The following is a 13662-nucleotide window of genomic DNA, read 5'->3' as shown; positions in this document are numbered from 1 at the left end:
GTCCCCTAACGGTCCAGCCACGAAGGTGGGTTTCGCACCGATCACCAGGGCTGTGGCCGTCGATAGCATCGGGTCAGCGCCTTGTTGGGCTGAGCCGCATATCTAGCTACATATATCTGTTTGAGGGAGGGAGGGTGTTTCATGGCCAACGAGCTACTCGACTTCGTGATGTCGGTGGTGCGGGATCCTGACGCCGCCGCGCGGTTCGCCGCCGATCCGGATCAAGCCATTCTCGACGCCAATTTGACCAATGTGACCAGTGCCGACGTCAACGCCCTGATCCCCGTGGTCTCCGAGTCGCTGTCGGCGCTGCCGACGGCGGTACCGGCGGCTGGACTGGACGGCGGCATCGCCGAAGCGGCGGGCAATGTGTGGGCCAGTGGTGCGGCCACGGCCGCCTTCGACGCGTTCGGAGACCATGTGCCGGCCGAGACGTTCGACGACGTGCACACCGCTCTGATCTCCGATCCGGGCGCCGAGCTCGCCGATCCGGACGTCCCGGGTATCGGCGACACATCGCTGCAGCTCGACCAGCCGGTGATCGAGGAAACCGACGTCGACGAGGTGCCGACGATCGAGGACTTCAGCGACACGGTGGTCGACGTCCAGCAGCTGGATGTCGACGCAGGCGGTTTCGACATCTTCGACTGACCATCGAGCGACGCAAGTGCGCGGTCCCGTTCCGGGGCCGCGCATTTTTGCGTTCGGCTGGGCGGGAGTGCCGCGTGCCGGCCTCGATTGTGCGTCCTCCGACGCCCGTCTCGGCGTGTCGCGTAGGAGACCGCACAATCGGCGTTGGCATCGGTCTCGGCTATCCCCCAGTCACCCCCTAATCCCCTAACGCGGCCCCCATCGCAATCCCGGGACGGTCGTCCGCAGGGAGGGGTTGCGACCCCGTTTCTGCGCAGTCCCGGGGCCCATAACGTGGTCTTCAGTTCGCCGGACAGTCCGGTGACAAGACCAAGAACCGAACACTCGAAAGGACCTGACAATGAACCTCATCGACTGGTTTCTGAACCTGTTCCGCGATCCTGTTTCCGCCGCGGCGTTCGTGGCCGACCCCGACCGCGAGTTGCAGCAGGCCGGCTTCGGCAACGTCTCCGCCGCCCAGGTGCAGGCCGTGGCGGCCACCGTGGCGCCGGCTGCAGTGGTGCACGGTGGTGGTGACCCGGTGGTGGGTCTGCAGCAGGCGGTGGCTCAGACGCATGGGATTGCGTTTGCTCCGCAGCGCCAGACCGATCTGTGGTCGAACAACGACACGTTGAGCCACAACGACACCCGCTTTTTGAGCCCGGAGACCAACACCGTCAATCACGCCGGTGAGGATCAGCAGCAGGGCATCGGCAATGTCGGGTTGGAGTTCGGTGACATCACCTTCGGTGACAAGACCACCAACACCGCCACCGACGGCGGTGTGGTCAACACCGGTACCGCCGGAGACATCGATGCCACCAACGTCGAGGGTGACGGCAATGTGGTCGGCGATGACAACGAGAGCGTCAACACCGGTGACATCGAGGATTCGAACGTCAACATCGGCGAGGACAACGAGATCGACGACAGTGGCGATCAGAGCGCTGGCGGGGACATCATCTCCGACAACGAGGGCCCGGTCATCAACGACGTCGACATGAGCGGCGGTGCCGGTGGCGGCGCGGTCGGTGGTGATGGTGGCGGCGGGCTGATCGGTGTCGGCAACGACGGCGGCAACGCCGCGGGTGGGGCCGGCGGTGCCGGTGGCGGCATCGTGATCAACGACGCCGACTCGAGCACCACCAATGTCGACGGCAACCAGACCACCGTCGGAGACATCGACGGCGGCGTGTCCGGCGGCATCTCCGGAGGCTCGAGCGTCGAGGACAACTCGGTGGACAACTCGGTGGACAACTCCGTCGACAACTCCGGGCAGGACAACTCGGTCGACAACTCCGGTCAGGTCAACACCGATGTCGATGTCGACACCACCGTCGACGCCGGCCTGTTCTGACCCACAACCACACAGCCCAACTGGCGGGGATCAAACCGTGATCCCCGCCAGTCGGCACGTCTACCGTTGACTGACCGGCCCACCCGGTCTCCGACACGAGGACTCCATGACGCAACCGAACGACCCTCGCAAGGCTCCAACGGCTGACCCCCGCAGGGTGGCGGCCGGCGAGCCGGCCAGACAGGTCAAGGCCGGCGAGCCGGCCAGACAGGTCAAGGTCATCGTCGAACTGATCGACCACACCAGCAGGATCGCCGACGCCAACGATCGCGGCGACTTGGTCGAGCGGCTGGCCAAGGCCAAGATTCGCATCACCGACCCGCAGATCCGGGTGGTGGTCGCCGGTCAGCTCAAGCAGGGGAAGAGCCAGCTGCTGAACTCGCTGCTGAACGTTCCGGTCGCACGGGTCGGAGACGACGAGAGCACCGTGCTGGCGACGGTGGTGACCTACGGCGAGACGGCAACCGCGAAGCTGATCGTCGCGCGGGGCGAGGGCGAGGAACGGGACGCCGTCGAGATCCCGATGGCCGACATCAAGAACGATCTGCGGCGGGCGCCGCAGGCGGGCGGCCGTGAGGTGATCCGCGTGGAGGTCACCGCGGCCAGCCCGCTGCTCAAGAACGGCTTGGCGTTCGTGGACACCCCGGGTGTCGGCGGCCACGGCCAGCCGCACCTTTCGGCGACGTTGGGTCTGCTGCCCGACGCCGACGCGGTGCTGATGTGCAGCGACACCAGCCAGGAGTTCACCGAACCCGAGATGACGTTCATGCGCCAGGCATTTGAAATATGCCCTGTCGCAGCGATTGTCGCCACCAAGACCGACCTCTATCCGCACTGGCGCCAGATCGTGGAGGCCAACAACGGCCACCTGCAGCGCGGGGGCCTGTCGGTGCCGATGATCCCGTCGTCGGCGCTGTTGCGAGCCCACGCGATCCAGCTCAACGACAAGGAACTCAACGAGGAGTCGAACTTCCCGGCCATCGTGCGGTTCCTCAGTGAGCAGGTGCTGTCGCGGCAGAACGACCGGATTCGCGATCACGTCGTCGGCGAAATCCATTCCGCGGCCGAGCATCTGACTCTGAAGGTGAAGGCCGAGCTGTCGGCGCTCAACGACCCTGGCACCCGCGACCGGCTCAAGGAGGACCTCGAGCGGCGCAAGCAGGAAGCCCAGGACGCGCTGCAGCAGACGGCGCTGTGGCAGCAGGTGCTCAACGACGGAATCGCCGACCTGACCGCCGATGTCGACCATGACCTGCGCGGCCGGTTTCGGGTCATCGGCCAGCACATCGAGAAGGTCATCGACTCGTGCGATCCGACCCAGCACTGGGCCGAGATCGGTGCGGAACTCGAGAACGCGGTCGCCACCGCGGTGGGCGACAACTTCGTCTGGGCCTACCAGCGTGCCGAGGTGCTGGCCGCCGAGGTCGCCCGCACGTTCGTCGAAGCGGGTCTGGACGCGGTCAACATGCCGGAGCTCGACCCCAGCCGGATGGGCGCGAGCCTGGGGGAGATGAAGTCGCTGGGTCGCTTGGAGGCCAAGCAGTTGACCAAGGGCCGCAAACTGACCATGGGCATGCAGGGTTCGTACGGTGGCGTGCTGATGTTCGGCATGATGACGTCGTTCGCGGGATTGGGCATGTTCAATCCGATCTCACTCGGCGCGGGTCTGCTGATGGGACGCACCGCGTACAAGGAGAACGTGGAGAACCGGATGCTGCGGGTGCGTAACGAGGCCAAGACCAACACCCGACGGTTCATCGACGACACGCAATTCGCGGTCAGCAAGGAATCGCGTGACCGGCTCAAAGCCATCCAGCGGCAGTTGCGCGACCACTACCGCGGCATCGCGAACCAGACGACCAGGTCGCTCAACGAATCGCTGCAGGCGACGCTGGCGGCGGCGCAAGTCGAGGAGGCCGAACGCAACGGCCGGATCCGAGAACTCGAGCGCCAGCTCAACATCCTCAATCAGGTCACCGAGCACGCGGTCAAGCTGATGCCCGCGCAATCCGCGCCCGAACCCGTGGCAACCACGTAACCGCCCCGGTATCTAAGCTGGTTCCTTGGCCATTACCGAGGGCCATTGCCGAACGGGAGGACGCCGAGGTAGCGCGAGATGAGCACTAGCGATCAGGTGCGCGCGATCCTCGGCGGAACCATCCAGGCCTACCGGGCCGACCCCGCTTACCGTCATCGTCCCGACGTGCACAACGAGTTGGAGCGCGTCGGCGGTCGGCTCAACCAGCCGATCCGCATCGCGCTGGCGGGCACCCTCAAGGCCGGCAAGTCGACGTTGGTGAACGCGCTTGTGGGCGAAGACATTGCGCCCACCGACGCCACCGAGGCCACCCGGATCGTGACGTGGTTCCGGCACGGACCCACGCCGAAGGTGACCGCCAATCACCGCGGCGGCAGGCGGTCCAACGTGCCGATCGGGCGGGACCCGAACGAGGGCGGGCTGACCTTCGACTTCGCCAGCCTCGACCCCGAGGACATCATCGACCTCGACGTCGAGTGGCCGGCCGCCGAGTTGATCGACACCACGATCATCGACACTCCGGGCACGTCATCGCTGTCCCGCGACGTCTCCGAGCGCACCCTTCGCCTGCTGGTGCCCGATGACGGGGTGCCACGGGTCGACGCGGTGGTCTTCCTGTTGCGCACGCTGAACGCCGCCGACATCGCGCTGCTCAAACAGATCGGCGAATTGGTCGGCGGCTCCGCCGGGGCGCTCGGCGTGATCGGGGTCGCGTCCCGCGCCGATGAGATCGGGGCCGGACGAATCGACGCGATGCTGTCGGCCAAGGACGTCGCGACCCGGTTCACCGCCGAGATGGAGAGGACCGGCACGTGTCAGGCGGTGGTGCCGGTGTCGGGCCTGCTGGCGTTGACGGCACGGACGCTGCGGCAGAGCGAGTTCGTCGCGCTGGAGAAACTCGCCGGGGTGGACGCCGCCGAACTGACCAAGGCGATGCTGTCGGCGGACCGCTTCGTCCGTGAGGACAGCTCGCTGCCGGTGGACGCGGCGACGCGGGCGGCGCTGCTGGACCGGTTCGGGATGTTCGGGATCCGGATCTCGATAGCGGTGTTGCGCGCCGGTGTCAGCGATTCGGTGGCGCTGGCCGACGAGTTGTTGGAGCGCAGTGGGCTGGTGGCGTTGCGAGAGGTCATCGACCAGCAGTTCGCACAGCGGTCGGATCTGCTCAAGGCGCACACTGCGTTGCTGTCGCTGCGGCAGTTCGTGCAGAACAATCCGATCTACGCGACGCCTTACATCCTCGCCGACATCGATCCGTTGCTGGCCGACACGCACGCGTTCGAAGAGCTTCGACTGCTGAGCCAGTTACGTTCGCGGCCAACTACTTTGAACGATGACGAGATGGCGTCGCTGCGTCGGATCATCGGCGGGTCCGGTAGCGACGCGGCCAGCAGGCTGGGCCTGCAACCGGACAACCCGTACGACGGGCCGCGTGCCGCCTTCGCGGCAGCCCAGCGCTGGCGCAGGCGGGCCGAGCACCCGCTGAACGACCCGTTCACCACCCGCGCGTGCCGGGCGGCGGTGCGCAGCGCCGAAGCGCTCGTCGCCGCCTACGCGGCGCACGGTCGGGCCTGAAGCGCTGCACGCCGAGCGCACGGCTGGTGTACGCGAATCGCGAGAAACCGTGCACCAACCGTGCACTCGACGCCAGCTAGCGGAGTATCCGCTGTTCGAACAGGTCGGCGCCCCGGGAAGTTCCACCGGTGGCCTCGAATCCCGCCGCGACCCGCTTGGCGCCGTCCGTCATGGCCTGCGCCTGTTGCACTTTCGTCCGCAACCGCGGAGCTGTCAGCTTCTTCGCGGGCAGTCGGGTGCCGCACCGAGCCACTTCGACTCGCCGCGCAACCTCGAACTGATCTCGCCCGAAGGGCACAACGCACACCGGTACGCCGTGCAGAAGCGCCTTTTGCGTCGCCCCCATGCCGCCGTGGGTGATCGCGCACACTGCGCGGGCCAACACAGCTTCGTGCGGCACCATCCCGCACACCGTCGTGTTGGGCGAAGTCGTGAAGTCCTCCAATGGGCCGGTCGGGACAGTGGCGATCACATGCACCGGTTCATCGGCCAACGCGGCCACCGCCGTCGAGACGAGTTCGGCGTCGGCCTGCGGCTCGGACGATGTCGTGACCAGGACGAGCGGCCGGTCGATTTCGGCCAGCCAGTCGCAGGTGGTTTCACTAGCGGGATCCAACGCGCAGGGTCCGATCATGTGGACGGCATCTCCCCAATCGGTCTGCTCGTATTGGAACGGCTTACCGGTGGCCACAAACATCAGCGGTGCTCGACGAAGGTACTCGTCTGCCGACTTGACCGCCGGTAGGCCGACGTCGGCACGGATTCTGTTGACCGCCGGCAGCAATGCCTTTTCGATCGACCGCGAGACCACGGCTTGTATCGCCGCGTCGCGGGCTCGGCCGAGCGCCCCCGGTATCGGCTTGAGGCCCAACCCGAACGGTGGCACGCCAGGCGATTGCATCGGAGGCGTATACGGCGAGAAGCATGCCCACGGAATGTCGCCGGCCTCGGCGGCCGACCGCGCTCCCCAGCAGTTCACGTCGATCAGCAGCGCATCCGGCGCGACGTCGGCAATTGCCGCGCCTAGGTCGGTGACTTCGTGTACGGCGCGTCGGCCGAAAGCCGCGACGCCGATCTGCAGGGCGCGGCGAGGGTCGGTCGTATCTCCGTCGCCGAGCGGGATGCTCTCAATGCGGGGGTCGATCGCGGCGGTGTCGAAACCCAGGCGTGCCGCCATGTCGACCGCGCTGGACAGCGTGCGGAGATGGATGGTGTGGCCGCGGTGTGACAACTCCGACAGCAGCGCGCTCATCGGCAGCATGTGACCCAGTGCGGGGGAGGTGTACGCCAGGATCGTCGCCACGTTCTCATACCATTCCGGCTTGCACAGTCGATTCACCCGCGAGCCGGCGGGCTTCGGCCAATCTCCCTCGGGCGTCGAGCCTTTCACACAGCTGAAGGTAGTGAGCGGCCTCCTCGGCGAAGGTAGCCGAGCGATCTTCGGCCCGGGCCAGCAGGACGCGAGACTTCAGCCACCACAAGTCCAGAGCGGGGATGCCGGGTCGCTCATCCTGCCATTGTTCGACGATTCGGCGGGCCTCGGCGAGGTCGTCGTCTCCTCCTCTCTCGACGAGGAGTTGGACCAGTGCCTCACTGCCGACCACACCGAAAACCGGTGAGCAACCGCTGCTTTGCGCCTGGAGAGCTCGAAGTTCGTCGATCGCTTGGCTTCTTGCTCCTCGACCTGCATCGTCCACTGCAAGATCGCGGACAATCGTGGTCAATCCGACCACCCCCACCCGGTGCTTCAAGATGTTCGTCCGCGCGCGTCGGAGCACGTCCACCGCTTCCTCACGGTGCTCCTGGCCCGCCCGCAGCAGGACCGTGCCGTATGCCCACTGCGCGATGACGATGCCACAGGCATCGCCGAACGCCTCGGCACGGCTGAGCGCGTCACGTGTGCTGTCGACCAGGCCGGCTGCCTCGTACAGTCCCAGGGTCAACATCACCGCCCAGTAGATGTGCACCGACGCATAGTTGACCGCAGGAAGCGAGCGCGCTTGTCGACTTCCCTCTTCGAGATGCCGTCGACCGATCTCGTGGTCACCCAGACATGTCTCGATGGTGCCGCGAAGTGCCAGGGCGGGAGCCGCTTCGATCGGCGGCATTTCCGGTACCAGATCAAGGATTGCGTTGGCCGCCAGCAGGGCAGCTTCGAATCCACAAGTTGCGAATCGGGCGTAGGCCAGCGAGTTCAGGACGATTCCTCGTGTCTCCGCATCCAGGCCGGGACTCGCTGCGAGCGCGTCCAGTTGCGGCAACAAAGGCGCAGTGTCGGAAATTCGGAAGCCATTAACCGTCAGAGAGAAGATGCGCCCGGCCGTACCAAGAGCAAGCAACTTGAGGTCACCGGCCGCCGTCGCCAAATCATGAAACTCTGCATACCGCTCATCGGTGTCCGGGGCGTCGCCGGTGTACAGCAGTTTGGACATCAACATGGCGCGCGGAGCGACACGCATCTTGATGACCTCGTCGTGGTTGTCGGAGAGTTGGTCGGCAACGCGCCGAGCGCTGTCCCACTCCGCGCCCGCGGCACGCACATCCCGCGGCCGGAGCCATTCCGCCGCACGCATGTGCCATCTGTACGCATCTGGCAGATCACCGGCGGCTTCGAGGTGGGTCGCGATCAACGCCGCGTTCTCGTCGGCGGCGTGAGGGTCACGCGCTTCGATGGCGGCGGCCAGGTTACGGTGCGCTCGGGACCGGGTGCCGCTCAACTGCGAGTCGTAGGCGACCGTGCGCACCAGCGGATGATGAAAGCAATAGCGTTGGCGCGGCACGAATTCCGTCTGGTCGATCAATTCGGCAGCTACCAGCTCGACCAAGCCTGGTGACAGCGCTTGTGTGCGCAGCACCTGGAGGGTTTCGACATCGAACCGGGTACCGATCACGGCCGCCGAATTCAGGATCGCCTTGGCGTCGGCGGATAAGCGATCGATGCGAGCTGCGAGCACAGCCTGAACAGTTGCAGGAACGGATATTTCGCCGATGTGCGTGATCAATCGGTAGCTGCCCCGGCTTCCGGACAGCGCTCCGCGACCGGCGAGATCGCGAACGATCTCCTCGACGAAGAACGGATACCCGGCCGCTGCGTCGGCGATCCGGTCGGCGACACCTGCCAGCGACGGGTCCGTGCCGAGGATCTGGCCCAGCAGCTCCAGCGTTTTTGTCTTCGTCAATGGTTGAAGTGTCAGCGTGTGCTGCGAATGACGGTGTAACGCTCCATGGAACTCGGGACGGTAGGTTGTGATGAATATCGACGTCGTCGGGGCGAGCATCGCGGCGAATTCGGCGAGGACGGCGTCGCTGGGTTCGTCGATCCAGTGCGCGTCGTCGAGAACGAACACCAATCTGGTCGGGTGTGCCCGCACGGTTCGGCCCATCAATTCCACCAGTCGCCGACGTCGGCCGTCGGCTCCGATCTGCACCGCAGGAGCGTCCGGGTCTGCGATACCCATGGCGTCGAACAGGATCTGCGCATCCATCGAGTACGGTTGCAGGCCTGCACAGGCCGCCAACGTTTGCCGGCGAGCGTCGTCGTCGCTTTGCCCCTCGACGCCGAACATGGCGCGGAGCAACCGCGTCACCGCTCGGAATGCGAGCTTTGTGGTGTGTGCTTCGCAGCGGGCGACCACCACCTGGGCGCCTTCGTCGGCCGCTATCGTGCTGAACTCCCGGATGAGCCGGCTCTTGCCGAGCCCGGGGCCGCCGACTATCCCGACCAGCGACCCCCGTCGTGCCGCGAAGAGGTTGCCTAGTCGAGCCAACTCGGCGTCGCGGCCGAGCATCAATCCCTCGTTGCGGCCCAGGATGATTCGATCGGATTCAACGCCGAGAAGTTCGCGCGCCGGCACGGACATGACGCTTCCTTTGACCGCGATCTCACGAACAGGGCCGAGCCGCGCTGCATCTTCCACGAGCTGAGCGGTCGACATCGAGCACAAGGCGCCGCCCGGCGCAGCGGCCGCCTCCATTCGTTGGGCAATCCCGACGGGATGACCGATTGCCGTGTAACTGCCCGGGCCCGAGCCGATCTCACCGGCGATGACGTCACCGGAGTTCAGTCCGACACGCAAGTGCAGGGCGACACCGTCCCGGTTGAGCACTTCCTCCGCGAGCTCTCGGGCTGCCGACTGGATTTCCAGCGCTGCGATGCACGCCCGCAGTGCGTGGTCTTCGAGAGCCCTTGGAGCGCCGAACAATGCCATCAAGCCGTCGCCGGTGAACTTGTCGACCGTTCCCTGGTAGCGCTGCACCACCGCCCCAGCGCGGTTGAACAGCTCGTGCATGATCTCTTGCAGCCGCTCGGCGTCCAGCCGCGCCGCGAGTTGCATCGAGCCGACAACGTCGGCGAACAGCACCGTTACGTGCTTGTGCTCACCGTCGGGCTGCTGTGGGGTAACCCGGACTCCGCAGGCGTCGCAGAAGCGTGCTCCGGCGCGGAGGTCATGACCACATGACCCACACCGATCGGCGATTTCACTTGGCGGACTGGCCATCCCCCGATATCTCCCGCGCCGTCAATTTGCGCATTGATCATCGCAAATCTGCCGGCGAAGCGGTTGATAACCGACAAGCCGGTGGAGAGGCGGGTTGGCCGACCTCGACGGGGGCTAGGGCCCTGGCGGCGGGGCCGTCACGGTCTCGGTGACCGTCTCGGTGCTGGTCTCCGTGCTGGTGCTGATGCTGGTCGTCGGCGGCACGGTCGTCGTGGTGGTCGTGGTGGTGGTCGGCTCTGTGGTCGTCGTGGTCGGCGGCGCGGTGGTGGTGGGGGTGACGGTTTCCGTAACGGTTTCAGGTGTCGCGGTCGTGGTGGCCGTCGCCGTGCGTGTCGTCGTGGTCAGCGGAGTCAACGAGGTCGGTTCGGTGTTGGTGTCGTCGTTGCTGATCAGGTTGGCGAGTCCCCACACGATCAGGGCGACGACCAATGCGCCGAGCGCGCCGAAGGCAACCAGAGCCGCGGGCTTGCGGTACCAGGGAACGGGCGGTTGTCCGTAGCCACCGTCGTCGCCGTAGTCGATGTAGGCGGTGGGGTCGTTGTCGGGATAGTTCGGGTCGTCGGGAGGTCCGTTTCGCGCCACGGGCCGATAGTAAGCGCTCAGGGGTACGGATCGAAGGTTCGCGTCACATTCGGGCGCGTGCTCAGCGGAACTGAGGGATCACTTCGCCGGCGAAGAACTCGAGGTGCTTCAGGTCTGACATGTCGAGAACCTGCAGGTACACGCGCTGCACCCCGGCGTCGATGAAGGCGCCGAGTTTGTCGGCGATCTCGGCCGGGGTGCCGACCGTCGGGGAGTTGCTGCGGAGCTCGTCGACCTCACGGCCTATTGCGGCCGCCCGTCGGGCGATCTCGGCGTCGTCGCGCCCCGCACACAGCACGAACGCCGCGGAGTACGTCATCGACTCCGCGGACCGACCGGCCTCCGAGACGGCGGCGGCGACGCGCTCGAACTGGGTCTTGGCCGTTTCCAGCGGCACGAACGGCACATTGAACTCCGCGGCGAACTTCGCGGCCAACGCCGGCGTCCGCTTGGCGCCCTGCCCTCCGATGATGATCGGCGGGTGGGGCGCCTGCGACGGCTTGGGCAACCCGGGGGACTCCACGACCGTGTAGTGCTCGCCCGAGTAGTCGAACGTCTGGCCCTGCGGCGTCGTCCAGAAGCCGGAGATGATCTCGAGCTGTTCGGTGAGCCGGTCGAAGCGTTCCCGCAGCGACGGGAAAGGGATCGCGTACGCCTGATGCTCGGCCTCGAACCAGCCGGCGCCGATGCCGAATTCCACTCGGCCGCCGCTCATCTCGTCGACCTGCGCGACCGAGACCGCCAACGGGCCCGGATACCGGAACGTCGCGGAGGTGACCATTGTGCCGAGCCGGATCGATGACGTCTCGCGGGCGATGCCGGCCAGCGTGACCCAGGAGTCGGTCGGACCCGGCAGGCCGTCGCCGCTCATCGCGAGGTAGTGGTCGGATCGAAAGAACGCCGAGTAGCCGAGTTCCTCTGCGGCGCGCGCGACCGCGAGTTGGTCGCTGTAGGTGGCACCCTGCTGAGGCTCGACGAAGACACGGAAATCCAGCGATGAACTCACGGCGGCCAGCTTAAGCGGCAAGCCGCCTACAGCCCCCGCCGGTTGGCCCGGACCGAGGCGACGGTCTGGGCGTCGCCGTCGAAGTCGACCCGAACGGCGTCGCGGCCGGAGATGAACAACAGCAGTTCCGGCGGTTCACCGGTGAGGGTCAGCGCGGGCCCCCTCCCGACGGTGGCGAGCACCTTGCCCTGCGGGGTCTTCAGGGTCATCCGCGCGGGCGCCTTGGCCAATGTCATCCTCGCCATCAGGGGCAGTGAGCGGCTCAGCGCCTTGATCGTGTCGTCGTCGAGAGGCCTTGGCTCCCAATCGGATTGGGCTCGCCGCACGTCTTCGTGGTGGATGAACATCTCGCCCATGTTGGCCACCGGGTCGAGAAGCTTGAACGGTGAGAACAGCGGCGGCCCCGAGGCGACCTTGGCCAGCAGATCGTCCCACTCGGTGCTCGACGCGGTCTGGCGTTGGACCTTGTCGGTGTAGCCGGCCAGGGCGGGAATCGCGATGCCGGGGGTGGCGTCGAGCCTGCGCTCGCGGACCACCAGGTGTGCGGCGAGGTCGCGGGTCGTCCAGTCACCGCACAAGGTCGGCGCATCGGGGCCGACGGTGCGCATGGTTTCGACGAGTGCGGCGCGTTCACGCTGGGCGGCTGTCATTGCCGCGATTCTGCCATCGCGGCGTATCCCTCGGCGAGAGCGCGTAATTGCCGCCCACCGTCACCGGCGTAGGAAGCCCCGTGCATGAGCGCCAGTGTCGTCGGCTGGAGGTCGGCGAGCATGTGCAGCATCGGCTGCAGATTGGTGGTCAGGCCGGTGGCGTGGAAGACTTCCTCAGCCGCGAGCGCGGGTTCGACGACGTCGTTTTCGGTCACCGCGGGGCCCGCGCCGACGTGGGTGAAGAGGTCGCCGGCGAGCAGCGTCGACGTCGTCTCGTCGAACCACAGGCCGGCTTCCCAGTTGTGCGGGACATGTGGCGTGCCGATGAAGCGCAACCTATGCCCGCCGATGTCATGCACGCCGTCCTCAGGCGCCACGACCGGCGGGCGGTCGCACAAGTCGACCAGCGAAACCATGCAGGCCAGAGCGCTGTGAATGACCTCCGCGTTGGGCGCCGCGTCGAGTAGCAGGTTCACGGCGCCGCACTCGTCGGCCTCGACGTGGCCGAACGCGATCCACCGCAGTTTCTCCAGCGGCACAACGCGATTGAGGGCCTCAGAAACCGATCCGAAGAGTTGGCGGTGGCCGCAGTGGAATAGGAACGGTTCGTCGCCGGTGAGCAGAAACTGGTTGAAGGTGAAGCCCTGTTCGGTGATGCCGGGGACGAAGGTGGACAGGCGGTAGATGCCTGGCCCGATCTCGTCGACGATGGTCTCCATCGGTCAATGGTCCGCCGATTTCTGCTGCAGAGTGGCCGATTCGCAGGAGGCTCACACGCTCCACTTGACCATCTCGCAGTTCGGATGGGCCTCGTGCCACGCCTCGATCGCCGCGTCCCACTCATTGCCGTCCAGAGACGTCAGCGCGGCCGGGAAGATCCCGTCTTCTTCCTTTCTGGTGTGCTCCCAGAGTTCCTCCACGGCATCGCGGATCGCGCGCTGATGATCAGCGCGCGTCAGGTCCACGTTGGCGAGTAGCTCGTTCAGTTCGCGGTGTTCACGGATCAGCGGATCGATGTGCTCGGCGAACAACTCCTCGCGCGCCATCACCTTGAACAGCCCGTTCTCCTCGCCGCGCCAGTGCGACTCCAGTTCCTCGGCCATCTCGGCGAGCAGGCGCCTCGCGCGGTCGAGATCGCTGCGGTCGATTGCGCGGACCGCTTCACCGCCGAGGCTGAGCACGCGCGCATGTTCAGCGATGTAGTCGCGGATCAGCGGCATGTCCCGGCATCCGCAGTATTGACACATCCCCTCGACGCTACTCGGGAACAAATCAAGCGACGGCCCCGTTGATCCCTTCGACAGTTGAGTGGATCAGACTCAAGT

11 protein-coding genes are annotated in these 13662 nt (G+C 66.2%); 4 read left to right on the top strand and 7 right to left on the bottom strand.

All coding sequences use genetic code 11. The features are described from left to right. Positions 1 to 141 precede the first annotated feature (141 nt). The 4 genes from AU185_RS17770 to AU185_RS17755 all read left to right on the top strand — a co-directional run bounded on the left by AU185_RS17770 (position 142) and on the right by AU185_RS17755 (position 5600). Positions 142 to 651 carry an Rv0340 family IniB-related protein gene (locus tag AU185_RS17770; protein ID WP_059100194.1) on the top strand — a complete coding sequence of 170 codons (510 nt, stop codon included), beginning with the start codon at positions 142 to 144 and terminating at the stop codon, positions 649 to 651. Positions 652 to 991: 340 nt separating this feature from the next. Next, positions 992 to 1987: an IniB N-terminal domain-containing protein gene (locus AU185_RS17765; protein WP_059100195.1), complete on the top strand. Its 996-nt coding sequence runs from the start codon at positions 992 to 994 to the stop codon at positions 1985 to 1987. Positions 1988 to 2093: 106 nt separating this feature from the next. After that, positions 2094 to 4025, top strand: a complete 1932-nt coding sequence (locus AU185_RS17760) for a dynamin family protein (protein WP_082683952.1) — start codon at positions 2094 to 2096, stop codon at positions 4023 to 4025. A 78-nt stretch (positions 4026 to 4103) separates the two neighbouring features. After that, complete coding sequence (locus tag AU185_RS17755; protein WP_059100197.1) at positions 4104 to 5600, top strand: dynamin family protein; 1497 nt, start codon at positions 4104 to 4106, stop codon at positions 5598 to 5600. Positions 5601 to 5676: 76 nt separating this feature from the next. On the opposite strand, the gene AU185_RS17750 is transcribed toward AU185_RS17755, so the two are convergent. From AU185_RS17750 to AU185_RS17720, 7 genes are all read right to left on the bottom strand, one after another. Further along, positions 5677 to 6903 carry a glycosyltransferase gene (locus tag AU185_RS17750; RefSeq protein WP_059100198.1) on the bottom strand — a complete coding sequence of 409 codons (1227 nt, stop codon included), beginning with the start codon at positions 6901 to 6903 and terminating at the stop codon, positions 5677 to 5679. A 4-nt stretch (positions 6904 to 6907) separates the two neighbouring features. Next, the gene (locus AU185_RS17745) at positions 6908 to 10099 is read right to left on the bottom strand and encodes an ATP-binding protein (protein ID WP_059100199.1); all 3192 of its coding nucleotides are present in this window, start codon (positions 10097 to 10099) and stop codon (positions 6908 to 6910) included. A gap of 114 nt (positions 10100 to 10213) precedes the next feature. Beyond that, positions 10214 to 10681: a hypothetical protein gene (locus AU185_RS17740; RefSeq protein WP_059100200.1), complete on the bottom strand. Its 468-nt coding sequence runs from the start codon at positions 10679 to 10681 to the stop codon at positions 10214 to 10216. Positions 10682 to 10742: 61 nt separating this feature from the next. After that, entirely contained in the window at positions 10743 to 11675 is a 933-nt protein-coding gene (locus AU185_RS17735; RefSeq protein ID WP_059100218.1) for an LLM class F420-dependent oxidoreductase, read from the bottom strand. 38 nt (positions 11676 to 11713) lie between these two features. After that, entirely contained in the window at positions 11714 to 12337 is a 624-nt protein-coding gene (locus AU185_RS17730; RefSeq protein ID WP_059100201.1) for a TIGR03085 family metal-binding protein, read from the bottom strand. After that, a complete protein-coding gene (locus AU185_RS17725; RefSeq protein WP_059100202.1) occupies positions 12334 to 13056 on the bottom strand; it encodes an oxygen-binding di-iron domain-containing protein in 723 nt (240 codons plus the stop codon). The genes AU185_RS17730 and AU185_RS17725 overlap by 4 nt, the downstream gene beginning before the upstream one ends. A gap of 51 nt (positions 13057 to 13107) precedes the next feature. After that, positions 13108 to 13557 (bottom strand): hemerythrin domain-containing protein, encoded by a 450-nt coding sequence (locus AU185_RS17720; RefSeq protein ID WP_231740343.1) that lies wholly within the window; start codon positions 13555 to 13557, stop codon positions 13108 to 13110. Between the last annotated feature and the right edge of the window lie 105 nt (positions 13558 to 13662).

The organism is Mycobacterium sp. GA-0227b, assembly GCF_001499855.1.
Lineage (GTDB): Bacteria > Actinomycetota > Actinomycetes > Mycobacteriales > Mycobacteriaceae > Mycobacterium.
Note: the sequence above shows the minus strand (reverse complement) of the source record. Positions and strands in the feature narration are given on the sequence as shown.

Excerpts from the sequence above, each read along its gene's own strand:
- AU185_RS17770 (WP_059100194.1), top strand. The coding sequence starts at position 142 with ATGGCCAACGAGCTACTCGACTTCGTGATGTCGGTGGTGCGGGATCCT.
- AU185_RS17765 (WP_059100195.1), top strand. The coding sequence starts at position 992 with ATGAACCTCATCGACTGGTTTCTGAACCTGTTCCGCGATCCTGTTTCC.
- AU185_RS17760 (WP_082683952.1), top strand. The coding sequence starts at position 2,094 with ATGACGCAACCGAACGACCCTCGCAAGGCTCCAACGGCTGACCCCCGC.
- AU185_RS17720 (WP_231740343.1), bottom strand. The coding sequence starts at position 13,557 with ATGCCGCTGATCCGCGACTACATCGCTGAACATGCGCGCGTGCTCAGC.
- AU185_RS17725 (WP_059100202.1), bottom strand. The coding sequence starts at position 13,056 with ATGGAGACCATCGTCGACGAGATCGGGCCAGGCATCTACCGCCTGTCC.
- AU185_RS17755 (WP_059100197.1), top strand. The coding sequence starts at position 4,104 with ATGAGCACTAGCGATCAGGTGCGCGCGATCCTCGGCGGAACCATCCAG.
- AU185_RS17730 (WP_059100201.1), bottom strand. The coding sequence starts at position 12,337 with ATGACAGCCGCCCAGCGTGAACGCGCCGCACTCGTCGAAACCATGCGC.
- AU185_RS17745 (WP_059100199.1), bottom strand. The coding sequence starts at position 10,099 with ATGGCCAGTCCGCCAAGTGAAATCGCCGATCGGTGTGGGTCATGTGGT.